General features: G+C 69.2%; 27 protein-coding genes, 1 pseudogene and 1 riboswitch. Of the genes and pseudogenes, 15 read left to right on the forward strand and 13 right to left on the reverse strand.

What is annotated here, in order from left to right:
* Positions 1-13: 13 nt before the first annotated feature.
* Positions 14-1663, reverse strand: a complete 1650-nt coding sequence (paaN, locus tag PARN5_RS0120135; RefSeq protein ID WP_018001577.1) for a phenylacetic acid degradation protein PaaN — start codon at positions 1661-1663, stop codon at positions 14-16.
* A 101-nt stretch (positions 1664-1764) separates the two neighbouring features.
* Here paaN and paaG point away from each other — a divergent pair, with 101 nt between their 5' ends.
* The 4 genes from paaG (at position 1765) to PARN5_RS0120155 (ending at position 5063) form a co-directional block, all read left to right on the forward strand.
* Positions 1765-2553 carry a 2-(1,2-epoxy-1,2-dihydrophenyl)acetyl-CoA isomerase PaaG gene (paaG, locus tag PARN5_RS0120140; protein WP_018001578.1) on the forward strand — a complete coding sequence of 263 codons (789 nt, stop codon included), beginning with the start codon at positions 1765-1767 and terminating at the stop codon, positions 2551-2553.
* A 14-nt stretch (positions 2554-2567) separates the two neighbouring features.
* Positions 2568-2993 (forward strand): hydroxyphenylacetyl-CoA thioesterase PaaI, encoded by a 426-nt coding sequence (paaI, locus tag PARN5_RS0120145; RefSeq protein WP_018001579.1) that lies wholly within the window; start codon positions 2568-2570, stop codon positions 2991-2993.
* Between the two features lie 35 nt (positions 2994-3028).
* Entirely contained in the window at positions 3029-4339 is a 1311-nt protein-coding gene (paaK, locus tag PARN5_RS0120150) for a phenylacetate--CoA ligase PaaK (RefSeq protein WP_018001580.1), read from the forward strand.
* A 124-nt stretch (positions 4340-4463) separates the two neighbouring features.
* The gene (locus tag PARN5_RS0120155; protein ID WP_026155603.1) at positions 4464-5063 is read left to right on the forward strand and encodes a TetR/AcrR family transcriptional regulator; all 600 of its coding nucleotides are present in this window, start codon (positions 4464-4466) and stop codon (positions 5061-5063) included.
* Between the two features lie 4 nt (positions 5064-5067).
* Here PARN5_RS0120155 and PARN5_RS0120160 read toward each other — a convergent pair whose 3' ends face one another.
* The 5 genes from PARN5_RS0120160 to PARN5_RS22715 all read right to left on the reverse strand — a co-directional run bounded on the left by PARN5_RS0120160 (position 5068) and on the right by PARN5_RS22715 (position 6898).
* Positions 5068-5319 carry a DUF982 domain-containing protein gene (locus tag PARN5_RS0120160; protein ID WP_018001582.1) on the reverse strand — a complete coding sequence of 84 codons (252 nt, stop codon included), beginning with the start codon at positions 5317-5319 and terminating at the stop codon, positions 5068-5070.
* A 110-nt stretch (positions 5320-5429) separates the two neighbouring features.
* On the reverse strand, positions 5430-5636 hold the full coding sequence (locus PARN5_RS0120165; protein ID WP_018001583.1) for a cold-shock protein: 207 nt from the start codon (positions 5634-5636) through the stop codon (positions 5430-5432).
* 153 nt (positions 5637-5789) lie between these two features.
* Complete coding sequence (locus PARN5_RS22710; RefSeq protein WP_018001584.1) at positions 5790-6149, reverse strand: hypothetical protein; 360 nt, start codon at positions 6147-6149, stop codon at positions 5790-5792.
* A complete protein-coding gene (locus PARN5_RS23740; RefSeq protein WP_051071066.1) occupies positions 6146-6490 on the reverse strand; it encodes a hypothetical protein in 345 nt (114 codons plus the stop codon). The genes PARN5_RS22710 and PARN5_RS23740 overlap by 4 nt, the downstream gene beginning before the upstream one ends.
* Entirely contained in the window at positions 6491-6898 is a 408-nt protein-coding gene (locus PARN5_RS22715) for a glycine betaine ABC transporter substrate-binding protein (RefSeq protein WP_051071067.1), read from the reverse strand.
* Between the two features lie 687 nt (positions 6899-7585).
* On the opposite strand from PARN5_RS22715, the pseudogene PARN5_RS23750 reads away from it, so the two are divergent.
* Positions 7586-8553: pseudogene (locus PARN5_RS23750) on the forward strand (aldehyde dehydrogenase family protein); the annotation flags it as partial.
* A gap of 285 nt (positions 8554-8838) precedes the next feature.
* Here PARN5_RS23750 and PARN5_RS0120205 read toward each other — a convergent pair.
* The 7 genes from PARN5_RS0120205 to PARN5_RS0120235 all read right to left on the reverse strand — a co-directional run bounded on the left by PARN5_RS0120205 (position 8839) and on the right by PARN5_RS0120235 (position 15685).
* The gene (locus tag PARN5_RS0120205) at positions 8839-10128 is read right to left on the reverse strand and encodes a TRAP transporter large permease (RefSeq protein WP_018001588.1); all 1290 of its coding nucleotides are present in this window, start codon (positions 10126-10128) and stop codon (positions 8839-8841) included.
* Positions 10121-10615 (reverse strand): TRAP transporter small permease, encoded by a 495-nt coding sequence (locus tag PARN5_RS0120210; RefSeq protein WP_018001589.1) that lies wholly within the window; start codon positions 10613-10615, stop codon positions 10121-10123. Before PARN5_RS0120210 ends, PARN5_RS0120205 begins: the two co-directional genes overlap by 8 nt.
* A 6-nt stretch (positions 10616-10621) precedes the next feature.
* On the reverse strand, positions 10622-11590 hold the full coding sequence (locus PARN5_RS0120215) for a TRAP transporter substrate-binding protein (RefSeq protein WP_018001590.1): 969 nt from the start codon (positions 11588-11590) through the stop codon (positions 10622-10624).
* Between the two features lie 111 nt (positions 11591-11701).
* Complete coding sequence (locus PARN5_RS0120220; protein ID WP_018001591.1) at positions 11702-13000, reverse strand: F390 synthetase-related protein; 1299 nt, start codon at positions 12998-13000, stop codon at positions 11702-11704.
* Complete coding sequence (locus PARN5_RS0120225) at positions 12997-13779, reverse strand: MBL fold metallo-hydrolase (protein WP_018001592.1); 783 nt, start codon at positions 13777-13779, stop codon at positions 12997-12999. Before PARN5_RS0120225 ends, PARN5_RS0120220 begins: the two co-directional genes overlap by 4 nt.
* Positions 13767-14699, reverse strand: a complete 933-nt coding sequence (locus tag PARN5_RS0120230) for an NAD(P)-dependent oxidoreductase (protein ID WP_018001593.1) — start codon at positions 14697-14699, stop codon at positions 13767-13769. The genes PARN5_RS0120225 and PARN5_RS0120230 overlap by 13 nt, the downstream gene beginning before the upstream one ends.
* The gene (locus tag PARN5_RS0120235; RefSeq protein WP_018001594.1) at positions 14699-15685 is read right to left on the reverse strand and encodes a 3-oxoacyl-[acyl-carrier-protein] synthase III C-terminal domain-containing protein; all 987 of its coding nucleotides are present in this window, start codon (positions 15683-15685) and stop codon (positions 14699-14701) included. Before PARN5_RS0120235 ends, PARN5_RS0120230 begins: the two co-directional genes overlap by 1 nt.
* A 91-nt stretch (positions 15686-15776) precedes the next feature.
* On the opposite strand from PARN5_RS0120235, the gene PARN5_RS0120240 reads away from it, so the two are divergent.
* From PARN5_RS0120240 to yghU, 10 genes are all read left to right on the forward strand, one after another.
* Positions 15777-16367, forward strand: a complete 591-nt coding sequence (locus PARN5_RS0120240) for a TetR/AcrR family transcriptional regulator (protein ID WP_026155606.1) — start codon at positions 15777-15779, stop codon at positions 16365-16367.
* 5 nt (positions 16368-16372) lie between these two features.
* The gene (locus PARN5_RS0120245; protein WP_018001596.1) at positions 16373-17401 is read left to right on the forward strand and encodes a sulfotransferase; all 1029 of its coding nucleotides are present in this window, start codon (positions 16373-16375) and stop codon (positions 17399-17401) included.
* A gap of 172 nt (positions 17402-17573) precedes the next feature.
* On the forward strand, positions 17574-17984 hold the full coding sequence (locus PARN5_RS0120250) for a hypothetical protein (protein ID WP_018001597.1): 411 nt from the start codon (positions 17574-17576) through the stop codon (positions 17982-17984).
* A complete protein-coding gene (locus tag PARN5_RS0120255; protein WP_018001598.1) occupies positions 17981-18514 on the forward strand; it encodes a plastocyanin/azurin family copper-binding protein in 534 nt (177 codons plus the stop codon). The genes PARN5_RS0120250 and PARN5_RS0120255 overlap by 4 nt, the downstream gene beginning before the upstream one ends.
* Positions 18511-19188: an RNA polymerase sigma factor gene (locus tag PARN5_RS0120260; RefSeq protein WP_018001599.1), complete on the forward strand. Its 678-nt coding sequence runs from the start codon at positions 18511-18513 to the stop codon at positions 19186-19188. The genes PARN5_RS0120255 and PARN5_RS0120260 overlap by 4 nt, the downstream gene beginning before the upstream one ends.
* Positions 19189-19292: 104 nt before the next feature.
* Positions 19293-19490: riboswitch (cobalamin riboswitch) on the forward strand.
* 96 nt (positions 19491-19586) lie between these two features.
* Positions 19587-20594: an ABC transporter substrate-binding protein gene (locus PARN5_RS0120265; RefSeq protein ID WP_018001600.1), complete on the forward strand. Its 1008-nt coding sequence runs from the start codon at positions 19587-19589 to the stop codon at positions 20592-20594.
* Positions 20591-21634: an iron ABC transporter permease gene (locus tag PARN5_RS0120270; protein WP_018001601.1), complete on the forward strand. Its 1044-nt coding sequence runs from the start codon at positions 20591-20593 to the stop codon at positions 21632-21634. Before PARN5_RS0120265 ends, PARN5_RS0120270 begins: the two co-directional genes overlap by 4 nt.
* Positions 21631-22401 (forward strand): ABC transporter ATP-binding protein, encoded by a 771-nt coding sequence (locus PARN5_RS0120275; RefSeq protein ID WP_018001602.1) that lies wholly within the window; start codon positions 21631-21633, stop codon positions 22399-22401. Before PARN5_RS0120270 ends, PARN5_RS0120275 begins: the two co-directional genes overlap by 4 nt.
* 11 nt (positions 22402-22412) lie before the next feature.
* Positions 22413-22835 (forward strand): pseudoazurin, encoded by a 423-nt coding sequence (locus PARN5_RS0120280; protein ID WP_018001603.1) that lies wholly within the window; start codon positions 22413-22415, stop codon positions 22833-22835.
* Between the two features lie 122 nt (positions 22836-22957).
* Positions 22958-23833: a glutathione-dependent disulfide-bond oxidoreductase gene (gene yghU, locus PARN5_RS0120285; protein WP_018001604.1), complete on the forward strand. Its 876-nt coding sequence runs from the start codon at positions 22958-22960 to the stop codon at positions 23831-23833.
* Positions 23834-23864 lie beyond the last annotated feature (31 nt).

Genomic DNA, 23864 nt, shown 5'->3' on the forward strand with positions numbered 1-23864 from the left:
AGAGATCCTTGGTTCAGGCCGCCGCCGGCCGCCGCCACATGGCGCGGCGGAAACGGCTGGCGACGAAGGCGGTATCGGTCAGGCTGGCATTGCCGGCGGGGTTGGCCCCGGTGACGTGGAAGTCGCTGAAGGCCGCCGACTGGTTGACGAAGATATTGCCGGTCAGGTTCACCGACAGGTTGACGCCGGCCCCGGCAAAGGCGCGGGCCGCGCGGGCAATGCGGCTTTCGTCGGTGTCGTAAAGCGCGGCGGTGATGGCGCCCTTGCGCCGGGCCAGGTCGGCGGCGCGACGGATGCCCGCATCGACATCCGGCACGGCGATGACGAAGCCGATGGGGCCGAAGCATTCCTCCTCGGCCAGCGGGTCGCCGTCGTTCAGGGCCAGCAGCAGCGGCGTCGCGGTGCGCCCCTGCCCCAGCGGCGCGGAATCGCGGAAGGTTCGGCCGCGCGCCCGGGTCTCGGCGATGCGGGCCAGCGTGGCGGGGTTGGCGATGGCGCCGCAGACCCCGGCAGCACGGGCCGGGTCCGACAGCAGCTCGTCGATGGCGGCGGCGATGCCGCGGCCGACCTCGTCGAAGCTCTTGCGGCCCTGGTCGGTGTCGATGCCGCTTTCCGGCACATAGATGTTTTGCGGCGCCGTGCACATCTGGCCGGAATAGAGCGCCAGCGAAAATGCCAGATTGGCGCACATGCCGGCGAAATCATCGGTCGCGGCGATGGTGACGGTATTGACCCCGGCCTCTTCGGCAAAGATCTGCGCCTGCGTCGCGTGGCTGCGCAGCCAGGCCCCGAAAGCACCCGAGCCGGTATAGTCGATCAGCCGCACCGCCGGATCGGTGGCGAGCCGCTTGGTGATCTCGGCGCCCTTGCGGTCCACGGCCAGCAGCACCGAATCGGCGGGCAGGCCGGCCTCGGCCAGCACCGCGCGCAGGCTGCGCACGGCCAGCGCCAGCGGCAGCACCGCCGAGGGATGCGGCTTCACGATCACCGGATTGCCGGTGGCGAGGCTGGCGAAAATGCCCGAGTAGCTGTTCCAGGTCGGGAAGGTATTGCAGCCGATGGCCAGCGAAAGCCCGGCCGGCACCAAGGACCAGTGCTTTTCCAGCACGATGGGCGCGGCCTTGCCCTGCGGCTTTTCCCAGCGCGCGGTCGGGGCGAATCGGGTCATCTCGTCCCAGGCCATCGCCACGGCCTCCAGCCCCCGGTCCTGGGCATGCGGCCCGCCCGCCTGGAAGGCCATGGCAAAGGGCTGGCCGGTGGTATGCATCACCGCATTGCCCATCAGGAAACTGTCGCGGTTGAGCCGCACCAGCGCCTCGAGGCAGGCGCCCACGCGGGTCTCGGGCGCGGCCTCGGCCAGCGCCGGGGCAGCCGCCTGCGCCGCCGCGATCAGCGTGGACGCATCCGCCGCCGGATAGGTGATTCCCAGGGCGCCGCCAAAGGGCGAGACCTCGGCCCCGATCCAGTCCGATGCCGGATGGCCGGGCAGGTCCAGCCGCGAATCACGCAGGGCCGCGAAAGCCGCCGCGCCGTCCTCGCGCGCGGTTTCGCCATAGACCTTGCCGCTCGGCACCTCGGGGAAGGGCGTCCAGAACGCGCGCGAACGGGCCGCCGCCAGCGCGGCATCCAGCATGTTCCGATGGCGTTCGAAAAACTCGTCCAAAGCGTCCTCCCTCGCTTGCTCCAATTTATCATTGACCGGCCGGTCGGTTTATGCAACAAAAATTTTCAGGAGGCCCGGAGGAGTGGGCCTGGGAGCAACTCATGACGGAAACGGTCCTGACGGCCTTGGCCGATGGCGTGTTGGTTCTGACGCTGAACCGCCCCGAAAAACTGAATGCCTTCAACGCGAAGATGCACCTGGCCTTGCACGCCGGGCTGAAGCGCGCCCATGACGACGCGGCGGTGCGCGCCGTGCTGCTGACCGGCGCGGGTCGCGGCTTCTGCGCCGGGCAGGACCTGGGCGACCGCGATCCCGCGAACGCGACCGAGGCGCCGGACCTGGGCCAGACGCTGGAGAGCTATTACAATCCGACGATCCGGCTGATCCGCGCGCTGGAAAAGCCGGTGGTCTGCGCGGTGAACGGCGTGGCGGCGGGCGCCGGCGCCAATATCGCGCTGGCCTGCGACATCGTGCTGGCGGCGCAATCGGCGAAATTCGTGCAGGCGTTCTCCAGGATCGGGCTGGTGCCGGATGCCGGCGGCTCGTGGTCGCTGTCCCGCATCCTGGGAGAGCCGCGCGCCAAGGCGCTGACCCTGACCGCCGAGCCGCTGCCGGCCGCAAAGGCCGCCGACTGGGGCCTGATCTGGAAGGCCGTCGAGGACGCCCAGCTGATGGACGACGCCATGGCGCTGGCCAGGTCGCTGGCAGCCGGTCCGACGCTGGGCCTTGGCCTGACCAAGCAGCTGATCCAGGCCGCCGCCGACAACAGCCTGGACCAGCAGCTGGACCTGGAACGCGACGGCCAGCGCCGCGCCGGCCGCAGCGCCGATTATGCCGAGGGCGTCAGCGCCTTCCTGCAGAAACGCCAGCCGGAGTTCCGTGGCCGATGAAACCCGCAGCCGAAATGACCCCGCAGGAACTGGCCGAGGCCAGCGCCCGCGCCATGTGGAACGACGACAGCGCCAGCCAGCGTCTGGACATGAGCCTGGACCACATCGCCCCGGGCGAGGCGACGCTGTCCATGACCATCACCGCCGCCATGTCGAACGGCCACGGCAATTGCCACGGCGGCTATATCTTCACGCTGGCCGACAGCGCCTTCGCCTTTGCCTGCAACAGCTACAACCAGCTGACCGTGGCGCAGCATTGCGCGATCACCTATCTTGTTCCCGGCCGGATCGGAGACCGGCTGACGGCCACGGCACGCGAGGTTTCGCGGCGCGGCCGCTCGGGGATCTACGACATACGCATCACCAACCAGACGGGCGAGCATGTCGCCGAATTCCGCGGCCATTCGCGCACCGTCAAGGGAACCCACCTGCCGGGCTGACCCCCCGGACGCCGCTTTTGCATAGGGAGGAAGCCATGCAAGACCTGTCCCCGAACCGCAAGGAACTTGACCCGATCGAAACCGCCTCGCGCGACGAGATCGAGGCGCTGCAGTTCCACCGCATGAAGCGTTCCCTGAAGCATGCCTTCGAGAATTCGCCCTTCTACCGCAACCGCTTCATCCAGGCGGATGTGCATCCCGAGGATCTGAAGTCCCTGAAGGACATCGCGAAATTCCCCTTTACCGTCAAGCAGGACCTGCGCGACACCTATCCCTTCGGCATGTTCGCGGTGCCGCAGACCAAGCTGGTGCGCATCCACGGCTCGTCCGGGACCACGGGCAAGCCGACGGTGGTGGGCTATACGGCCGCCGACATCGACCATTGGGCGAACCTGATCGCGCGCTCGATCCGCGCCGCGGGCGGCCGGCCCGGCGACATGCTGCACAATGCCTATGGCTATGGCCTGTTCACCGGCGGCATCGGCGCGCATTACGGCGCCGAGCGGCTGGGCTGCACCGTGGTGCCGATGTCGGGCGGCATGACCGAACGGCAGGTGACGCTGATCGACGACTTCAAGCCGCGCATCATCATGGTCACGCCCAGCTACATGCTGTCGATTCTGGACGAATTCCGCCGCCAGGGTCTCGACCCGCGCCAAAGCTCGCTCGAGATCGGCATCTTCGGCGCCGAACCCTGGACCAACGCCATGCGCCAGGAAATCGAGGAAGCTTTCGACATGCACGCCGTCGACATCTACGGCCTCAGCGAGGTCATGGGCCCCGGCGTCGCCATGGAATGCGTCGAGACCAAGGACGGGCTGCACATCTGGGAGGATCATTTCTATCCCGAAATCATCGACCCGGTCACCGGCGCGGTGCTGCCGGACGGCGAGATGGGCGAGCTGGTCTTTACCACGCTGACCAAGGAAGCCCTGCCGATGGTGCGCTACCGCACCCGCGACCTGACCCGCATCCTGCCCGGCACCGCCCGCTCGATGCGGCGGATCGAGAAGATCACCGGCCGCAGCGACGACATGATCATCCTGCGCGGCGTCAACGTCTTCCCGACCCAGATCGAGGAGCAGATCCTGAAATGCGCGGGCCTGGCGCCGCACTTCCAGATCGAGCTCACGCGCGCGGGCCGCATGGACAACATGACCGTGCATGTCGAATGCGCCGAGGCGATGGCCGACGCCGATGCCCGCGCCAAATCCGCCAAGGAGCTGGCGCATCACATCAAGTCGGTGGTCGGCGTCTCGACCAGGATCGAGGTCAAGGATCCGAACGGCATCGCCCGCTCGGAAGGCAAGGCCAAGCGGGTGATCGACAACCGGCCCAAGGGTTGACGCCCCGTCGCGGGGCCGGGCATGACAGCGGCGGGAAAACCCGCTAAAGCGGCAGGGGGCCGGTCGGGCCCCCTGTGCCATTCGCGCCCCGGCGCGACGGAAGACCAGAAGACATGAGGACGGCATGGCTCGGACACGGGCGACGGATTTCGAGGAAAAACAGCGCGGATTGCTGGACAGCGCGGCCGAGGTCTTTGCCGAACTGGGCATGGAAAAGGCCTCGATGGCGCAGATCGCGGCCCATGCCCATGTCTCCAAGGCCCTGCTCTATCACTATTATCCCAGCAAGGACGCGCTGATCTTCGCCATCATCGCCACGCATCTGGAAGAGCTGGACGAGGCGATCGAACAGGCCGACGACGCCACCCTGCCGCCGCAGCAGCGGCTGCGCAAGCTGGTCGGCACGGTGCTGGAATGTTATCGCGGCGCCGACAACCAGCACAAGGTGCAGCTCAACGCCACCTCGGCGCTGTCGGACGAGCAGAAGGCCGAGATCCTCGCGCTGGAACGCCGCATCGTCAGGCATTTCGCGCTGGTGCTGCGTCAGATCAACCCCGACCTCGACGACCCGCAGCGCCCGCTGCTGACGCCGGTCACCATGTCGCTCTTCGGCATGATGAACTGGGTCTATATGTGGTTCCGCGACGGCGGCCGCATCACGCGCGAGGACTACGCCGACGTGGCGACCACCCTGATCCTGGAAGGCATCAAGGCGGTGCGCTAGGGCCTCAGGCCGCCAGCGCCGGCACGAAACCGGCGCTGCGGGCGGCCTCGGCGAAGGACTGCCGCGCCGCGCCGACCGGGACAAGGCAGTTCATCGCCGCCTCGACCTGGCGCAGCGCCTGGCCGCGGGCCGGGTCGGCCACCGGCCATTTGCGGCGCAGCCAGTAATGCGCCTGTTCGATGGTGCTGAATTTCTGCACGTCGCCCTCTGGCGAGACGACGAAGCTCAGGGGCGTGCCCCATTGGATCTCGATCATGGTGTTTCCTTGATGAAAAATGCTGTCCCGACCGCGCGGGGCCGCCGGTCGGACAAAAAGAAAGGCGGGGCCGACATCGCCGGCCCCGCCTTCATGCAATGTCGGTTGGCTTACGCCAGCGCCAGGTTCGTCGCCGATTCGCGGCCGTTGCGGTCACGCTCCAGGTCGAAGGTCACCGCCTGGCCGTCGTTCAGACCGCGCAGGCCGGCACGCTCCAGCGCCGAGATATGGACGAAAACGTCCTTCGAACCGCCTTCGGGGGCGATGAAGCCGAAACCCTTGGTGGCGTTGAACCATTTCACGGTGCCATTGGCCATCGTGTCATTCCTTATATAGATGCCGCTCGCGACATGCAGCGGCCCGGCAAAGCTGAAGATCGAAAGCTGAGCCGAAAGGAATCAGGTCCGAAAATAGGTATGCCGCCCCTATATAGCGCGGCATGACCCGGTTTTCGAGGGGGAAGGTGAAAATTATCTCCCCTCGGGCTTTTTCTTCTCCAGCGCGCCGCGCGACAGCCGGTCCACGAGCAGGGCGGCGGCGACGGCCGCCGCCACCAGCGCGATGGTCTGCATCGCGCCGGTCCACAGGCCCATCAGCCAGCAGAACCCCAGGCAGCAGGCCGACAGCACCGCCACCCGCAGCCCGGCGGCGAAGAAGGCCGCGACCGCGACCAGCGCGATCAGCCCATAGGGCGGCAGCGCCAGCAGTGCGGCCTCGATGGCGCCCAGCACCGCCTCGATCACCTGGGTGATCACCGCGAAGACGCCGTGGAAATTGGCATTCAGCCAGTCGACGACGGGGGCGAGAAAGGCTCCGGGATTGAAACTCATTTCGTCCTCGCAAGGCTTTGGGTGACGCGGTCCAGCACCATGGTCAGCACCACGATGGCGATCGAGGCATTGATCGAGGTGGCGATGTCCAGCGTGCGGATGGCGCCATAAATCGTCTCGCCAAGCCCGCCCGAGCCGACGATGCCGGCGATGACGACCATGCCGAAGGCCATCATCAGGCTTTGGTCACGCCGGCCATGATCGAGGGCAGCGCAAAGGGCAGCCGCGTCGCTTCCGGATTCGCCTCGGCAAAGCCCTTCTGCGCGATCCAGCAATGAGACTGCGGCGGCGAAGGTGCCCTTGGGGTCGGCCAGGAGCTCGGTGCCGAACTTCCGCGCCATCTAGGTCGGCTCCCACAGCGTTACGGCGATCCAGTCCTGGCGGTCGACAGCGGATTTCAGCGTGGCGGTCATGGCGGCGGGCGAGCCCTCGACCAGTTGCAGCTTCATGCCATAGGCATCGACCGCATCGGCAGCCTCGCGCATCAGCCCGGCGCCCGGCTCGATGCCGATAATCTTGCCGCCGAATTTATCGGCATTGTCGCTCAACTGCTCGATCGAAACGATCGGCACGTATTTCGGCACCGCGATGCCCCGGTAAAGCCCATGTTCTTGTTGCGGTTCCAGCAATCCTGCGCCACGCATCGGTCTGGCTGACCAGGATCTGCACGTCCCCTTGGCCAGCGCGGCATAGGCGATGCCCCATTCGGAAAACTCGGTCAACTCGACCGTATAGCCCTTGTCCTCCATCACCTTCCTGGTGATGCTCGAGATCGGCGTCAGATCCTCCCAGGCCTAGTGCCATCTTGATGATCTTGTCCTGCGCCAGCACGGGCGAGGCAAGCCCTCAGCGCCATGGCGTCGGCAAGGACGCTTTGAAAGTCTACGCATTTTTCCCTCCTCTGTCCGATGATCTTGCAGGCCCGGATGCAGCGGCCATGGCTGGCCACGCGCCGCGAAGGCATCGCGGCGGCCGGGCCCGTCCTGCGACGAGGCATGTTTGGAAAGCAAGGCACGTCTCAGGGCGCCCGGCGGTCAGCGGCGCGGGATGGGCAAAGACCAGCCGGCCGGGGACGATGGACTCGCGCACCATGTGGTGCCAGCCCAGCATCACCCCCTCGCCCGCCATGGCGGCGGCCATCAGCAGGCTGACCTTGTTCGTGGACAGACTGGCAGGCGCCTTGGCCCATTGGGCCCTTGGGCGCGAAACCATTCCGCCCAGCCCGGCGGCTGCCAGCCGATGGCATCGGCGCTCCAATGCCGGTCATGCAGATGCAGCAGGTTGACCCAGTTCAGGCTGCCGGGATCCTCGAACGGCCCGTGCCGGGCCAGGAATTCCGGCGGACAGACCGGCTGGGCAGTCTCGGGAACCCGAGCTGGAAGGCGTGATCGCGACGCTGAAGACCGCCGTCGCCGCCATCGTCGAGGGGAAATGACATGACCGATCTGCTGAGCACCGAGGACTACAAATCCATCGCCGCCGGGCTGTCTTTCCCGACACAGGCCTTCATCGACGGTGCCTCCCGCCCGGCGCTGTCGGGCCAGACCTTCGCCACCACCAACCCGGCCACGGGCGAGGCGCTGGCCGAGATCGCCGCCTGCGATGCGCGGGACGTGGACCTGGCCGTCGCGGCCGCCCGCGCCGCCTTCGAGGACGGCCGCTGGTCCAGGCTGCATCCGGGCGAGCGCAAGCATGTCCTGCTGCGCCTGGCCGCGCTGATGGAGGAGAATGCCCGCGAACTGGCGGTGCTGGAAAGCCTCGACGCTGGCAAGACCATCTTCGACTGCGAAACCGTGGACGTGCCGGAAACCATCCATGTCCTGCGCTAGCACGCGGAACTGATCGACAAGATCTACGATCAGGTCTCGCCCGCATCCGACAACCACATCGCCATGATCCTGCGCGAACCGGTCGGCGTCGTGGGGCTGGTGCTGCCCTGGAACTTCCCGCTGCTGATGCTGGCCTGGAAGACCGGCCCGGCGCTGGCCGCGGGCTGTTCGGTGGTGCTGAAGCCGGCGGCGGAGACCACGCTCAGCACGCTGCGCGTCGCGGAACTGGCGGCCGAGGCCGGGCTGCCGGCGGGCGTCTTGAACATCGTCACCGGCTCGGGCTCCGCGGTGGGCGAGCCGCTGGGCCGGCACCCGGGCGTCGACATGGTCAGTTTCACCGGCTCGACCGCGACCGGGCGGCGCTTCCTGCATTACTCGGCCGACAGCAACCTCAAGGAGGTGGTGCTGGAACTGGGCGGCAAGAACCCTGCGTGGTGCTGGACGATGCCGAGGACCTGGACGCGGTGGCGGCGCATGTGGTGAACGGCGCCTTCTGGAACATGGGGCAGAACTGCTCGGCCGGCTCGCGGCTGATCGTGCAGCGGGGCATCAGGGACCGGCTGCTGGAGAAGGTGCGCAGCACGCTGACCGGCATCGGCGCGGCCGAACTGCTCTGCGGCCGGACCAGCCCGGTCACGGCCTTCTTCGCCGCCGAGGCCGAGCCCAGCCGCCTGCCGCCGCATCCCTTCGACACCATCGGCGCAAACGCCTATATGCGCTGGAAGGAATGGCAGGCACGGCAGGAATAAGCCTTCTGAGGGCGGAGCGTCTTGGGTCGCGCCGCCCGTTGTCCATGCGCGCCATTGTAGCGGACCGCTCCGTCCCCTTGCGCTCAGGCAGCCACCCCTTGGCCCGACAGGCTAGCGGGCGAAGCCGCTGACATGGGGCAGCCAGGTCGACAGCGCCGGCACGAAGGTCAGAATCAGCAGCGCCGCCATCGCCGCGAAGAAGAAGGGCGGCAACTCGCGGATCAGCGCCGAAGGCCGCTGCTTGGTGGCCGAGGCCACGACGAAGATCAGGCTGCCGACCGGCGGCGTCATCAGCCCGAAGGTCAGGTTGACGATGACGATGATCGCGAAATGATCCGCGGCGATGCCCAGGCTGTGCGCGATGGGTGCCAGGACCGGGACCAGGATCATCACCCCCGGCAGCGGGTCCATGAACATGCCGAAGACCAGCAGCAGCAGGTTCACCATCAGCAGGAAGGCGATCGGCGACAGGTCCATCGCGATCACGGCATCGGCCATGGCCTGCGGCACGCCCTCGATGATCAGCACCCAGGCAAAGGCGCGGGCGGCGGCCAGGATCATCAGCACCGCGACCGACATGATCGCCGAGCGCAGGAAGGCGCCCCACAGGTCCGCCCAGCTGAACCCGCGATAGACAAAGGCCGAGACCACGACGGCATAGAACACCGCCACGACCGAGGCCTCGGTCGGCGTGAACAGCCCGGCGCGGATGCCGCCGACGATCAGCACGATCAGCAGCAGCGCCGGCAACGCCGCGCCGGTGTTGAGCAGCATCTGCCGGACCGGCGGGCGCGGCTCGAGGCTGCGATAGTCGCGCTTGCGGCTGATCCCCCAGTTCACCAGCGCGATCAGCCCCGAGATCAGCAGGCCGAGCAGCAGGCCGGCCATGAACAGCGACCCGACCGAGACATTGCGGTCCTGCAGCGCATAGATGATCATGGTGATCGAGGGCGGGATGATCGGATCGACCACCGAGACCGAGATGGTCAGCGCCCCGGCATAGCCCTTGGAATAGCCCGACCGCTCCATCATCCGCGCCATCATCGCCCCCGGGCCGGCGGCCGAGGCCAGGGCCGAACCCGAGATGCCCGCGAACAGCGTCCCGGTCAGGATGTTGGCATAGCCCAAGCCCCCGCGCAGATGGCCGACGAATTGCGAGGCAAAGCGCAAGAGCATGCGCGAGATCGCCCCGGTGGACATGATCTCGGCCGCGAGGATGAAGAAGGGCACGGCCAGCAGCGGAAAGCTGTCGAGGCCGGTGAACATTTCCTTGACGACCACGACCATGGGATAGCGCCCGCTGATCGCCACGGCGGCAAAGGCCGACATCGCCAGCGCGAATGCGACAGGCACCCCGATCACCATCAGGATCAGGAAGGCGGCGACCAGGATCTCAACCAACGGCGGCCTCGTCCGAATGTTCAAGCCCCGCGCGCAGATAGCGCGGCGCGATCAGCGCCAGATGCACGATCAGCAGGGCGAAGCCCACGGGCATCGCGGCATAGACCCATTTCATCGGCACGCGCAGCGCCGCGGATTTCTGCACCGACATCCGGCCCATGTAATCCAGCCCGACCCAGACCATGAAGCCGAAAAAGCCGAACAGCAGCAACAGGATGACCCCCCGCAGGACGCGCTGGCCCTGCGTCGGCAGCGCCTCTTGCGCATTGGTGATGGCGGCATGCGCCCCCTCGCGCAGGGCCAGCCCCGCGCCCAGGAAGGTCACCCAGATCATGGCGTAGCGCGCCACCTCGTCCGCCCAGGTCAGCGAGTTGCCGGTCAGGTAGCGGCCGGCGACGTTCCAGCCCAGGATCAGGGTCATCGCCATCAGCGCCAGCACCAGCACGGCACCGTTCACAGCGACGAAGGCGCGTTCGATCCGGCGCATGGCCGCCTACTCGACCGCGCTGATGCGGTCCATCAGCTCCTTGCCGAACTGGGCCTCGTAGGATTTGTAGGGCTCGGCCAGCGCCTCGCGGAACGCCGCCTTCTGCTCGGGCGTCAGCTCGTTCACGGTCATGCCCTGTTCCTGCATCGACGCCACGCCCGAGGCATCGACCTCGTCGACATAGGCGCGCATGGCGACCACCGCGTCCTTGGCGGCCTTCTGGAAGGCGGCCTGCTGCGTCTCGTCCAGCCCGCCCCAGAGCGAGGGCGACACCAGGATGATGGTCGAGGAATAGACGTGCCCGTCCAGCGTCAGGTTCTTCTGGACCTCGTTCAGCTTGGCCGAGACGATCACCGACAGCGGGTTTTCCTGGCCGTCGATGGCGCCCTGTTCCAGCGCGCCGATCACCTCGGGCCAGGCCATGGGCGTGGGCGCGGCGCCAAGCGCGCGGAAGGCCTCGATATGGATCGGGTTCTCCATGGTGCGGATCTTGAGCCCGGCCATGTCCGCCGGAGTCTCGATCGCGCCGCGGTTCGAGGTGATGTGGCGGAAGCCCTGCTCGCCCCAGGCCAGCGCATGCAGGCCGGCATCGTCGAATTTCGCCAGCATTTCCTGGCCGATCTCGCCGTCCAGAACCTTGCGGGCATGATCCTTGTCGCGCAGCAGGAAGGGAATGCCCAGCACGCCGACCTCGGGCACGAAATTCGTCAGCGTGCCGTCCGAGGCGATGGTCATCTCGACCGTGCCCAGTTGCAGCCCCTCGAGCACCTCGCGTTCCCCGCCCAGGCCCGACGAGGGGAAATGCCGGAAGGTGAAGGCATCGCCCAGGCTTTCCTTGAGGGAGGCTTCGAAAGCCTTGGCGCCGGCGCCGTAATGGCTGTCCTCGGCCAGCGCATAGCCGATCTTGATCTCTTGCGCGGCGGCGGGCAGGGCGAATACGGCACCGAGCAGCGATGCAACCAGAACGTGTTTCATTGCGAGCTTCCTCCCATGGTCGGGTCGGGGTCTAGCGCGATACCGTGACTTGGCGCAATCCCAAAGCCGCCGTGGCGCGGTCCCGCGCAAGATCATTTCGCGGGGATCACTTCACGGATGCGCGGCAGGCTGGAGCGCCGTTCCCGGTGTCGGTTCGACCCGGATGCGGCGGCGCTTGGCATCGCTCTCCGGCGGCAGGCCGGCGTGAAAGGTCAGCGCGGGCAGGACGGCCCCCATCTGCCCTGCCAGCGCGGCCAGGCTGGCGCGCAGCGCCGCCTCGACCCCCGGCGCGGCGCCGTCCAGCCACAGGTGCAGCACCCTGCCGCGCTGGATGATGCGATAGTCGCGCAGGCTTTGCGGCAGGCAGGCGATGGCGGTGCGGATCGCCTCGGAGGGGACCATGCGCGGTCCCGTGGCCGAGACCCACCACAGCATGTCATCCTCGCGCCCCTCGATCCGGGCGATGCGCTGGCTGGCACAGCCGCAGGGGCACGGCCGGGGATCGGGGATCAGCACGTCGTTCAGGCGATAGTTCAGGATCGGCAGGCTCTCGCGGGTGAAGTCGTGGATGATCGGGCAGAAGGCACCCGTCGCCGGGTCGATCACATCGCGGTCGATGCGCAGCCAGCGTTCGTTCAGATGCAGGCTGCCGGCGCGGCAGGTCATGGCCAGCACGCCCTCGGTCGCCTGATAGACCTGGTCGACGCGGATGCCGAAGGCGGCCTCGATCAGCGCCACATCCTCGGGCGACAGCGTCTCGGCGACCGAGATCACCCGGCGCGGCGCCAGCCGGATCCGGCCCGCCGCCTGCCGCTCGGCCAGCATGGCCAGCACCCGCGCCGGCGCGATCAGGACCGAAGGGGCCAGTTCCGCCAACCGGGGCATCTGCGCATCCAGCGGCGCCAGCAGGTCGAAGAAGGCAAAGCGGACCAGCGGATTCGACAGCCCGCGATACAGCGCATTGTCGGCGCGCATGAAGAACGCGATGCGCTGGCGGCGCCGCAACTCCGGCCAATAGCGCCCCAGCATGATCGCGGCCCAGAGCCGCCTTTCGCGCGGCGTGGCCAGGAACAGCCCGCGCTGGCCCGAGGTGCCGGTGGACAGCCCGACCGAGACATCGCCGATCAGCGGGCGGAAATCGCGGCTGGTCTCGGCGCGGATGGCGATGCGCATCGCCCTGTCGCGGTCGATGCCGCAGGTGTTGACGGCCGAGAATTCCGCCATCAGCCGGGCCTTGCCCATGCGCGGCAGCGTCTCCAGCGGCAGGTCCGCCATGCCGCGATAGAAGGGCGAACGCGGCATGACCCGGGCGCGAAAGCGGCGGAAGCCGGCAGCGTGATGCGCCTCGATGGCGGCGCGCGAGGCAAAACCGCCGCCATAGCGGCTGTGCAGGAATGCGGTCAGGCTCATCTTGCGGTCTCGGGACAATGCGAGGGGTCGATGGTGATGTCGGGGCGGCGCTGCATCAGCGCGCGCAGCCGGGCAAAGGTGCGGCGATAGGCATGCGCATCACCCAGCCGGGCCAGCACCGGGCCGGGCGGCAGCCGGTTGGCGCGCAAGAGCGCCCGGCCATAGGCGGCATCGGCGACCAGGAAGCGGGCGGCCTCGGGCAGCCACAGGCCCATTTGCCCGGTGCCATGGCCCGGCAGCGGCACCGCGATCAGGCGGCCATCGCCCAGCAGGTCGCGGCCCTGCGGAAACTCGGGCAGGCCGGTGGCGATCTGCGCGCAGGCCTCGACCGGCTGCGGATCGCGGGCCCGGATCGCGTCGCGCAGGCGGGCCGGGCAGCCTGCGCGCAGGCTGGCAAGGTCTCCGGGCGCATGCAGCGCTGCGATGGCCTCGGCCGAGGCCATGACCGGAATGCCGGCCGGCAGGTCGATCAGCCCGGCGCTGTGGTCGGCATGCATATGGGTCAGGAACACCCGGTCCGGCAGGCGCGGCAATTGGCGCAGCAGCCGTTCCCCGTCCGGCAGGCGAACCGGCGTCAGCCAGCGATAAAACCGCGCCGGAAAGCCGCGCGTCGCGGCAAAGAACGCCGGCCCATAGCCGCAATCCACCAGCACGCAGGCGCTTTCGGTCTCGACCAGCGTCGCCAGGGCTGGAAAGGTCGCGAAGCCCGCGCCCGGCAATCCCGCGCCCCAGGCCGGGGCGCGGCATGCGCCGATCTTCAGCGTGGTCAGGCGAAGCATTCCGCCACCCCCTGCCGGAACCCGACCTGCGGACGATAGCCCAGCTCGCGCCGCGCGGCCGAGATGTCCAGCGTCAGGCTGCTGCCCAGCGAGGCCACGGCCTGCAGCGTCAGCCGCGGCTCGGCCCCGCCGCGCGCGCGGGCCACGGCCTCGGAGGCGCCGGCCAGCCAGCGCGCCAGCCCATAGGGCAAGGGCAGCCCGCGCAGCCGCAGCCCGCTTTCGCGCGCGATCATCGCCGCCAGCTCGCGAAAGCGGAAGGCCTCGCCCGAGGTGATGTTCCAGACCCCGCCGCGCGGACCCGAGGCGGCCAGGATCATCCCCCGCGCCGCGTCGTGCCGATGCGTCAGGTCGATCAGCGCCTGCCCGCCCCGGATCATCGGCACCCGGCCCCGCCGCATGGCCAGGATCACCCGCGGCAGCAGCGCCCGGTCGTGGCGGCCATAGATGGCGCGCGGCCGGATCGCGGTGCAGGTCATGGCGCCGGCGTGGCCCAGCACCATCCGCTCGGCGATCCGCTTGCTTTCGGCGTAAAGCGACAGCGGCCGGGCCGGCAGCGGCGCATCCTCGGCCAGGTCCAGCCTGTCGGTGCCGTCGGCATAGATGCTGGGGGACGAGGCAAGGACGAAGCGCTTGACCCCTGCCCGCTCGGCCGCGTCCAGCAACCGCCGGGTCGCCAGCACATTGGCGGCGTGGAATTCGTCCCGCGTGCCCCAGGCGGAACTGCGCGCGGCGCAATGGAACACCACGTCGATGCCATCGACCAGCGGGGCCAGGTCGGCATGGGCCAGGTCGGCAGCGCGAAAGCCCGGCAGCGCCACGGGCTGGCGCGCGGTGGTGCCGACGTCCCAGCCATGCAGCGCCAGCTGCTCGACCAGCGCGCGGCCCAGGCAGCCGCTGGCCCCTGTCACCAGCGCGCGCATCAGAACCGCACCATCATGCCGCCCAGCGAGATGCCGGCCGAGGTGCCCATCAGCAGCGCCGTATCCCCGCGCAGCAGCCGGCCCGAGCGCACCGCGTGATCCAGCGCCGTCGGGATCGAGGCCGCGATCTGGTTGCCGGTGCGGGCAAAGATGTCGATCACCCGCTCGGACGGCAGCCACAGGTTGCGGGTCGCATGCTGCAAGGCCTGCGCGCTGGCCTGGTGCGGGATGACGCAGCCGATGCTGCCCAGGCCCACCCCCGCCTTTTTCAGCAGCCTTTGCAGAAAGCGCGGCAGGTGGCGCGAGGCCAGCTTGAACGCCTTGCCGCCATCCATGTGGAAACGGTCCTCGCCCGGCGCGATGCCGCGGGCCGGGTTGACCCGCGTGCCGCCCGCCGCCAGCACGCAGGCATCATGGCCATGGGCGAAGGTCTGGAAATCATGCGCCAGCACCGCGCCCTTGCCGCCGGCCTCGACCACCACCGCCGCGGCGCCGTCGCCAAAGATCGCGGCTGCCTCGGGGCGGTTCCAGTCCAGCCCGACCGAGGCGATGTCCGAGGAAAACACCAGCACCCGCCGGGCCCGGCCGCATTGGACATGCATTGCCGCAAGGTCCAGCGCCTGCAGGAAGCTGAGGCAGGTCGCGTTCACGTCAAAGGCCGGGATGCCCGACCGGCCCAGCCCCAGCCGCTCTTGCACCAGCGTCGCGGTCGAGGGGATCGGCTGCTCCATCACCCCGCAGGCGCCCAGGATCAGGTCCAGGTCGCCGGCGGCGCAGCCCGCCATGTCCATCGCCCGCCGCGCCGCCTCGGCCGCCATGAAGGATGTGGTCTCATCCGCCGAGGCGACATGGCGCGCGGCGATGCCGAAACGCGCCTCGCAGTCGCCGCGGGCCCAGCCCATGCGGTCGTCGATTTCGGTGGAATGCAGGACCGTCTCGGGCAGGTAACTGCCGGTCCCGGTAATCGTGAGCTTGATCGGAGGCATCTTCTCGCACCATTATTGAACAATGTTCATTAACCTTGACAACGCCGCCGAGTCCTGTCAAGCGTATTTTTGAACATAGTTCAGGAACGCCATGGCCAGACCCAGACAATACGATCACGACGCATTGCGGACCCGCACGATCGAGGCCGCCAAGCTGCTGCTGGAAGAGGGCGGCCCGGCGGCACTGACCGCCCGCGCCCTGGCCAGCGCGGTCAAGACCACGCCGGGCACGATCTACAACCTCTTCGACAGCATGCATGCCGTGCTGCAAGAGGTGAACCGGCAGGCGCTGGTCGATCTGGCCATCGCCGTGGATGCGGTGCGCGAGACCGATCCGCGCGCGCGGCTGCTGGCGCTGGCCGAGGTCTATGTCACCTTCATGCTGGACCGCCGCGCGGTCTGGCGCGCGCTGTTCGAGGGGCCGCGCATCTCGAACAATTTTCCCGACTGGTACCTGGCCCAGATCGACGGGCTGATCGGCCGCATCACCCAGCCGGTCGCGGCGCTGCGGCCCAAGGGCGACCCGCGCCTGCTGGCCGAGCAATTGCTGCTGTCGGTGCATGGCATCGTCGCGTTGGCCGCCATCGACCGGCTGGATCTGATCACCCGGCAGAAGCCGATGGACCTGGCCCATGCGGCGGTCGAGCGCATGATCGCCGCCATCCGCGCCGGGGCCGAGTGAACGCCATGCGCGGCGCGCTGATCCTGGGCTCGGCCCGCTGCGGCTCGACGCTGGTGTCGCGGATCCTGAACGCGCATCCAGCGGTGCTGTCGGTCTCGGAACTGTTTGCCGCCGTCGGACACAACGCCTTTCGCCCGGCGCATCCGGACGGCACGCGGTTCTGGGCGCATCTGGCGACGCCCTCGCGCGCCATGGCCCAGGTGGCCAATCCCGATGCGGCGCCGTCCGAGTTCCTCTATGGCCGGATCGCCGCGCCGGCGCATGACCCGTGGCATTGCCCGCCGCTTCTGGCCGTGACGCTGCCGCATCTGACCGACGCGCCCGATGCCCTGTTCGACGCGCTGGCCGAAGCGATGCGCGCGCGGCCCCCGGCCCCGCTGGCCGCGCATTACCGGGCGCTTTTCCAGGCCATGGCGGACCGGCTCGGCACCCGCGAGATCTGGGTCGAACGCTCCGGCGGCTCGCTGGTGGCCTCGGCCACGCTGCGCGCGATGTTTCCCGATGCGGCGCTGGTGCTGCTGCTGCGGGGCGGGCCGGACACGGCCCTGTCGATGCGCGACTATCCCGCCGCGCGGCTGGCGATCTGGTGCTGGCGCAGGCTGGGGCCGCTGGGCCTGGACCTGCTGCACCCGCGGCGGCATTTCGGACGCGGCGCGGCCTGGAGCCTGGTCGCCGCGCTTGGCGGAGGCTGGGCGATCCGGCGCATCGTCGCGCGCCGCCCCAGCCTGGCGGATGCCGGCGCCTTCTGGTCCGCCCTGACGATCCGCGGCCTGCAGGGCCTGGGCGACGCCCGGCCGCTGGTCCTGCGCCACGAGGACCTGTTCCGCGATCCGCGCGACAACATCGAACGGCTGGGCCGGCACCTGGGCATCGACATCGCGCCCGACTGGCTGGAGCGAACCGCCGCCATGCCGCAGCGGCGCCCGTCGCGCCTCGACGCCCTTTCGCGCGCCGAGCGGGACGAGATCGAACGCGCCTGCGCACCCGGCGAGGCGGCTCTTGCCGCCGCCCTGGCGGCATTGCCGGCTCGCTGATCCCGGCACGGCTCTCGAAGGCATGGACAAGGCCGAGCGACCGTCTTGCGCAGGCGGCGCCGCGGCAGATCCCGAAGCGGAAATTCTTCACCACCGCGGGAACATTTCCCGGAAACCCGCATCCAATCCGGCATGAGCCCTGGTGACGGGCTCGGATCGGAAAGGAAACGACATGCGTATCATCGTCCCGCTCGTCTTCGCCGCCTTTGCCACCGCAGGCATGGCCTGGGCTGACACGGCCTCGACCACCGCGCCGCCGGCGGCGCCCTTTGCCCAGGTCAGCAAGCTGGTCGCGCTGCCCGACTTCATCCCCGGCCTCGGCACGCTTTACGTCGATCCGGCCAGCCTGCCCGCCGGGCCGTTCCTGGCCTATGACCACGACGGCAAGCTTTCGGCGACGGTCTATATGGTGCCGCTGGACGACCTGAAAAACGGCAGCGGCTTCAACGATCTGCCGCTGGGCGAGGATACGGTGACCAGCGTCGACATCTATTACAACGCCGGCCATCCGGGCGTCGAGAAACCCCATGCCCATGTCGTGCTGTATCACGACGCCGGCGCGCGCGACAGGCTGGCGCAATGAGGCTCGGCCGCCGCCATCTGCTGGTCCTCGGCGGCGGTCTCGCCGCCCTTGGCCCGCTGGCCGGCCACGCCGGCAAGGCCGCGGGGTCCGAGGAGATCGCCATGCGCGGCACCCCGCGCGGCGAAAGGGTCTGGTTCTCGCCCCAGGGGCTGGCGGTGGCGCCGGGCACGGTCCTGCGCTTCGTGAACCGCGATCCCGGCAACAGCCATACGACCACCGCCTATCACCCGGCCCTGTTCGACCGCCGCCGCCGCATTCCGGCCGGCGCCCAGCCCTGGGACAGCGGTTTGCTGTTGCCGGATCAGGCGTTCGAGGTCACGCTGACCCTACCCGGCGTCTATGACTATTATTGCCAGCCGCATGAAATGGCCGCGATGGTCGGGCGGATCGTGGTGGGCCGGCCCGGCAGCCCCGGCTGGGAGGGCGTGGCGGCGGACAGCGAGGATCTGATGCCCGAGGTTCTGGCAGCCTTCCCGAGCCTCGACGCGATCCTCGCCACCGGCCGGACCGAGGCGGAGGGCGCGACATGATCCGCGCCCGCCCCCTTGCCAAAGCGCAGGACGACCCCGACTGGCAGCTGGTCGCCGCCGCCCGCGCCCGCGACGAGGCGGCGATCCGCGAGCTGGTGCGGCGGATGAACCCGCGCCTGTTTCGCATCGCCCGCGGCATCCTGCCCTCGGACGCCGAGGCCGAGGAGGCGGTGCAAGAGGCCTATCTTGCCGCCTTCACCCACCTTGACGGCTTTCGCGGCGAGGCGCGCTTTTCCACCTGGATCAGCCGGATCACCATCAATGCCGCCCGGATGCAGGCCCGCCGCCGGCGCCCCGACAAGGATCACAGCGTGAGCGATGAGACCAGCCCCCCGGCCGATGTGCTGACATTCCCCGGCGCCGAAACCGCCGAGGCCGGCGCCGCCCGCCACCAGATCCGCGGCCTGCTCGAAGAGGCGCTGAGCCGCCTGCCGCCCGAACTGCGGCTGCCCTTCCTGCTGCACGAGGTCGAGGGCCAGCCGATCCCGAGCATCGCCCGCGACCTGGGCCTGAACCCGATCACCGTGCGCACGCGGCTGTTTCGCGCCCGTCGCCGGCTGCGCCAGGCATTGGAGACGCGGCTGCGCGGCGGTTTCGATACGGTCTTTCCCTTCGACGGCGCCCGTTGCGCCCGCATGGCGGATCGGGTGATCGCGGGTCTGAGGGCGCGCTGACCGGGGAAGGCGCCAAGGCAAAGCGCGAACGGCCCTCGCCGCCGTCCATGAAGCGCGCGCCGCCGCCGGCCCGGATTCCCGGCCTTGCCAGCGCGGGTGCAGGGCGCTATGGCGAAGCCGTCGGTTTCCGCAAGGAATTGAAAGGGAATCCGTCGGGGTCAAGGCCCCGAACCGGAACTGCCCCCGCAACTGTAGGCGGCGAGCAGGATGCGAAACAGCCACTGTGGCCCCGTGCCATGGGAAGGCCGCGTCCCTGCCGTGACCCGTCAGTCAGGAGACCTGCCGGCGCAATGACCAACCCGGGCGGTGGGCCCGGACGGGGTTTGCTGCCGGCACCGCCTGCCCTGCATGCCTGTCCATGCCCTGCGCCTGCCCATGATGCAGCGGAAGGGACCATCATGCTGAGATACACCACGGCGATTGCCGTCACCTTTGGCCTGGCGCCGATGGCGCTGGCCGGCACCGAATACCCGCTGACCCTGACCAGTTGCGGCCACCCGGTGACCTTCGACAAGGCGCCCGAGAGCGTGGTCAGCGTCGGGCAAAGCACGACCGAGATCCTGTATATGCTGGGCCTGGCCGACAAGGTCGCGGGCACGGCGCTGTGGATCAACCCGGTGCTGCCGGAGTTCGAGGAAGCCGATGCCAAGGTCGAGCGCCTCGCCGACAACGCCCCGAGCTTCGAGAGCGTGCTGGCCAAGCGGCCGGAGCTGGTCGTCACCGCCTATGAATGGATGATCGGCCCGCAGGGCGCGGTCGGCACCCGCGAGATGTTCGACGACGCGCAGATCCCGAGCTGGATCATGCCCACCGAATGCGTCGGCAAGGACAACAGCCAGAGCATGGACGGCGCGCGCATGGTGATGTTCGACACCGCGCTGCTCTATCAGGGCATCACCGAACTCGCGACGATCTTCGACGTCTCGGCGCGCGGCGCCGAGGTGGTCGCCGAGCTCAAGGCGCGCGAGGCGGCGGCGGTCGAGAAGGCCGGGCGCCTGGGCCTGCCCGAGAATGTCTCGGGCGTGTTCTGGTATTCCTCGGCCGATATCGAGATCGACCCCTATGTCGCCGGCGTCAACGCCGCGCCGGGCTGGATGCTGTCGAAGCTTGGCGTGAAGAACGTCGTGCGCTCGCAAGAGGAATGGCCGACCGTCGGCTGGGAAACCATCGCCAAGGCCGACCCGAGCTTCATCGTCGCGGCCGAGATGGACCGCCGCCGCTTTCCGGCCGACGACATCGCGGTCAAGCGCGCCTTCCTGACCTCGGACCCGGTGACGCGCCAGATGCAGGCCGTCCGGCATGACCGCATCGTCACCCTGCCGGCCAATGCCATGGACCCTTCGGTGCGCACGATCTACGCGCTGGAGACGCTGGCCGATGCGCTGGCCGGGTTCGACCTGAAATGAAGGTGCGCGCCGCGACCGCCGGACGCGCGCGGGACTGGTTGTGGCTGGCGCCAGCGGCGCTGGTCGCGGCGCTGATCTTCGGCACGGTGGTAGGCGAGACGCGGATCCCGCTTGCCACCGTCATCGAGGTGCTGGCGGCCAAGGCGGGGCTTTCCTCGGCGGCGCCCGACCCGATCGACGCCAGCGTGATCTGGCATTACCGGCTGTCGCGCGCCGTGGTCGCGGCCTGCGGCGGCGCCAGCCTCGCGCTCTCGGGGCTGATCCTGCAGGCCTTGCTGCGCAACCCGCTGGCCGAGCCCTATCTGCTGGGCATTTCGGCCGGGGCCTCGACCGGGGCGGTGCTGATCGCGGTCGCGGGGCTCGGCGCCGGGCTGGTCGGCATGTCGGCCGGGGCCTTCGCGGGCGCGCTGACCGCCTTCGCGCTGGTGGCCGCGCTGGCGCGCATGGCAGGCGGCGGCACCGGGTTGCGCGGCGCAGGGGTCATCATCCTGGCGGGCATCGCCGGCTCGCAGATGTTCAACGCGCTGACCGCGCTGATCATCGCGCAATCGGCCAGCGCCGAGCAGGCCCGCGGCATCATGTTCTGGCTGCTGGGCAATCTTTCCGGCGTGCGCTGGCCGGACACCTGGCTGGCGCTGCCCGTGGCAGCGCTGGGGCTGGCGGTGACGCTGTGGCACGCCCGCGCGCTCGACGCCTTCGCCTTCGGCGCCGAGAGCGCCGCCGCGCTTGGCATCGACCTGCGGGTCACGCAGGCGGTGCTGATCGGCACGGCGGCGCTGATCACGGCGGTCATGGTCTCGATCGCCGGGGCCATCGGCTTTGTCGGGCTGGTCGTGCCGCATGCCATGCGCTTCCTCGTCGGCAGCCGCCATGCCCGGCTGGTCCCGGCGACGGCGCTGGCGGGCGCGGTGTTCCTGGTGCTGTCCGACGTGGCGTCCCGCATCGTCCTGCCCGGCCAGGTGCTGCCCATCGGCGTCATCACCGCGCTGGTCGGCGCGCCCGCCTTTGCCGTGGTCATGGTCCGGGGACGGCAGCGATGACGCCGGTGCTGGAGGTCAGCCGCGCCCGCCGCCGGATCGCGGGCCGCGACATCGTCGCCGATGTCAGCCTGGCCCTGCGCCCGGGCGAGATGCTGGGCTTGGTCGGCTCCAACGGCTCGGGCAAGTCGACGCTGCTCAGCCTGATGGCCGGGCTGATCCGCCCCGACAGCGGCGAGATCCGGCTGCAGGGCCAGCCGATGGCGCGATTGCGCCGCCGCCAGATCGCGCAGCGGCTGGCGCTGGTGGCGCAGTCGGCCGAGACCGGCGACCGCCTCTCGGTCCGGGACGCGGTCGAGCTGGGCCGCACGCCTTGGCTTGGACCGCTGCGGCCCTGGGGGGCCCGGGACGACGCGGCAGTTGCCGCCGCGCTCAAGGCGGTCGGCATGGCGCATCTGGCCGCGCGCGACTGGTCCACGCTGTCGGGGGGCGAGCGCCAGCGCGTCCATATCGCCCGCGCCCATGCGCAACAGCCGCGCATCCTGCTTCTGGACGAGCCGACCAACCACCTGGACATCCACCACCAGCTTGGCATCCTCGACCTGGTCGAGGCGCTCTCCGTCACCACGGTGATCGCGCTGCATGACCTGCACCACGCGCTGCGCTGCGACCGGGTGCTGGTGATGCAGGCCGGCCGCTGCGTGGCACTGGGACCGCCCGCCGAGATCCTGACCCCGGCGCTGATCCGCCGGATCTTCGGGGTCGAGGCCGAGCTGATCCCCCACCCCGGCGGCGGCCGTCCGGTCTTCGCCTTCCAGCGCCTGTCGTGAAAGGACAAACCATGCTGCTGCGTGCCGCCCTGCTGGCCTGCCTGCTTCCCGCCGCCGCCCTGGCCGAGACCCATGAGGTCAGGATGCTGAACCGCAACGCCACCGGCCCGATGCCCTTCGAGCCCGAATACCTGGTGATCGCGCCCGGCGACACGGTGAAGTTCATCGCCGCCGATCCGGGCCACAACGCCGCCAGCATCGCCGGCATGATCCCCGAGGGCGGCGCGAAGTTCATCGGCAAGATCGACGAGGAGATCGCGGTGACGCTGGATGCGCCCGGCATCTGGGGCATCAAATGCTCGCCGCATTACACCATGGGCATGGCGATGCTGATCCAGGTCGGCGACACCCCGGCGACCAGGGCCGACCTGCCGGCCGACCTGCCCGAAGCCGCCCGGCAGCGGATGCTCGACATCCTCGCGCGCCGGAAATGACGCATCGAACCCGCGGCGGCGCACCATGGCGGAAAACTGCCAGATGAGGGCGCCACCGCAGCCAAGGTTGATGTTCGGCGCCATCCTCCACATCTTGGGACCAGGCAGCGACAGGAGAGGTCATGAGCGACGACTATGCCCCGCCCAGGGTCTGGACATGGGAAAAGGAAAGCGGCGGCCAGTTCGCCAGCATCAACCGGCCCGTTGCCGGGCCGACGCATGACAAGGACCTGCCGGTCGGCAAGCATCCCTTGCAGCTTTATTCGCTGGCCACGCCCAACGGGCAGAAGGTCACGATCATGCTGGAAGAGCTGCTGGAGGCCGGCTTCGATGCCGAATACGACGCCTGGCTGATCCGCATCGGCGATGGCGACCAGTTCGGCAGCGGCTTCGTCGCGGTGAACCCGAACTCCAAGATCCCGGCGCTGATGGACCACTCGGTCACGCCGCCGCGGCGGGTGTTCGAATCCGGCTCGATCCTGCTTTATCTGGCCGAGAAATTCGGCGCCTTCCTGCCCCGCGATCCGGCGGCGCGGACCGAGGCGCTGAACTGGCTGTTCTGGCAGATGGGCTCGGCCCCCTTCCTGGGCGGCGGCTTCGGGCATTTCTATGCCTATGCCCCGGTCAAGATCGAATATGCCATCGACCGCTACACGATGGAGGCGAAGCGCCAGCTCGACGTGCTGAACCGGCACCTGGCCGACCACCGCTTCATGGCCGGCGAGGAATATTCCATCGCCGACATGGCGATCTGGCCCTGGTATGGCCAGGTCATCGCGGGCAAGGTCTATGGCGACGCGGCGACCTTCCTCGATGCCGGGATCTATGGCCATGTCCGGCGCTGGTATGACGAGATCGCCGCGCGTCCCGGCGTCCGGCGCGGCATCATGGTCAACAAGACCTCGGGCGAGCCCGCCGAGCAGCTTTGGGAACGCCACGATGCCTCGGATTTCCTGACGAGAACGCAGGACAAGATCGGCGAAAAGGCCGAGGGCTGATCTGCATGCGAAAGCCCGGCCTGCTCCGGGC

This window comes from Paracoccus sp. N5 (assembly GCF_000371965.1).
In the GTDB taxonomy this organism is placed as follows: domain Bacteria; phylum Pseudomonadota; class Alphaproteobacteria; order Rhodobacterales; family Rhodobacteraceae; genus Paracoccus.

Excerpts from the sequence above, each read along its gene's own strand:
- paaG (WP_018001578.1), top strand. The coding sequence starts at position 1,765 with ATGACGGAAACGGTCCTGACGGCCTTGGCCGATGGCGTGTTGGTTCTG.
- paaI (WP_018001579.1), top strand. The coding sequence starts at position 2,568 with ATGACCCCGCAGGAACTGGCCGAGGCCAGCGCCCGCGCCATGTGGAAC.
- paaK (WP_018001580.1), top strand. The coding sequence starts at position 3,029 with ATGCAAGACCTGTCCCCGAACCGCAAGGAACTTGACCCGATCGAAACC.
- PARN5_RS0120155 (WP_026155603.1), top strand. The coding sequence starts at position 4,464 with ATGGCTCGGACACGGGCGACGGATTTCGAGGAAAAACAGCGCGGATTG.
- PARN5_RS0120160 (WP_018001582.1), bottom strand. The coding sequence starts at position 5,319 with ATGATCGAGATCCAATGGGGCACGCCCCTGAGCTTCGTCGTCTCGCCA.
- PARN5_RS0120165 (WP_018001583.1), bottom strand. The coding sequence starts at position 5,636 with ATGGCCAATGGCACCGTGAAATGGTTCAACGCCACCAAGGGTTTCGGC.
- PARN5_RS22710 (WP_018001584.1), bottom strand. The coding sequence starts at position 6,149 with ATGAGTTTCAATCCCGGAGCCTTTCTCGCCCCCGTCGTCGACTGGCTG.
- PARN5_RS23740 (WP_051071066.1), bottom strand. The coding sequence starts at position 6,490 with ATGGCGCGGAAGTTCGGCACCGAGCTCCTGGCCGACCCCAAGGGCACC.
- PARN5_RS22715 (WP_051071067.1), bottom strand. The coding sequence starts at position 6,898 with ATGGAGGACAAGGGCTATACGGTCGAGTTGACCGAGTTTTCCGAATGG.
- PARN5_RS0120210 (WP_018001589.1), bottom strand. The coding sequence starts at position 10,615 with ATGCGCCGGATCGAACGCGCCTTCGTCGCTGTGAACGGTGCCGTGCTG.
- PARN5_RS0120215 (WP_018001590.1), bottom strand. The coding sequence starts at position 11,590 with ATGAAACACGTTCTGGTTGCATCGCTGCTCGGTGCCGTATTCGCCCTG.
- PARN5_RS0120220 (WP_018001591.1), bottom strand. The coding sequence starts at position 13,000 with ATGAGCCTGACCGCATTCCTGCACAGCCGCTATGGCGGCGGTTTTGCC.
- PARN5_RS0120225 (WP_018001592.1), bottom strand. The coding sequence starts at position 13,779 with ATGCTTCGCCTGACCACGCTGAAGATCGGCGCATGCCGCGCCCCGGCC.
- PARN5_RS0120230 (WP_018001593.1), bottom strand. The coding sequence starts at position 14,699 with ATGCGCGCGCTGGTGACAGGGGCCAGCGGCTGCCTGGGCCGCGCGCTG.
- PARN5_RS0120235 (WP_018001594.1), bottom strand. The coding sequence starts at position 15,685 with ATGCCTCCGATCAAGCTCACGATTACCGGGACCGGCAGTTACCTGCCC.
- PARN5_RS0120240 (WP_026155606.1), top strand. The coding sequence starts at position 15,777 with ATGGCCAGACCCAGACAATACGATCACGACGCATTGCGGACCCGCACG.
- PARN5_RS0120245 (WP_018001596.1), top strand. The coding sequence starts at position 16,373 with ATGCGCGGCGCGCTGATCCTGGGCTCGGCCCGCTGCGGCTCGACGCTG.
- PARN5_RS0120250 (WP_018001597.1), top strand. The coding sequence starts at position 17,574 with ATGCGTATCATCGTCCCGCTCGTCTTCGCCGCCTTTGCCACCGCAGGC.
- PARN5_RS0120255 (WP_018001598.1), top strand. The coding sequence starts at position 17,981 with ATGAGGCTCGGCCGCCGCCATCTGCTGGTCCTCGGCGGCGGTCTCGCC.
- PARN5_RS0120260 (WP_018001599.1), top strand. The coding sequence starts at position 18,511 with ATGATCCGCGCCCGCCCCCTTGCCAAAGCGCAGGACGACCCCGACTGG.
- PARN5_RS0120265 (WP_018001600.1), top strand. The coding sequence starts at position 19,587 with ATGCTGAGATACACCACGGCGATTGCCGTCACCTTTGGCCTGGCGCCG.
- PARN5_RS0120270 (WP_018001601.1), top strand. The coding sequence starts at position 20,591 with ATGAAGGTGCGCGCCGCGACCGCCGGACGCGCGCGGGACTGGTTGTGG.
- PARN5_RS0120275 (WP_018001602.1), top strand. The coding sequence starts at position 21,631 with ATGACGCCGGTGCTGGAGGTCAGCCGCGCCCGCCGCCGGATCGCGGGC.
- PARN5_RS0120280 (WP_018001603.1), top strand. The coding sequence starts at position 22,413 with ATGCTGCTGCGTGCCGCCCTGCTGGCCTGCCTGCTTCCCGCCGCCGCC.
- yghU (WP_018001604.1), top strand. The coding sequence starts at position 22,958 with ATGAGCGACGACTATGCCCCGCCCAGGGTCTGGACATGGGAAAAGGAA.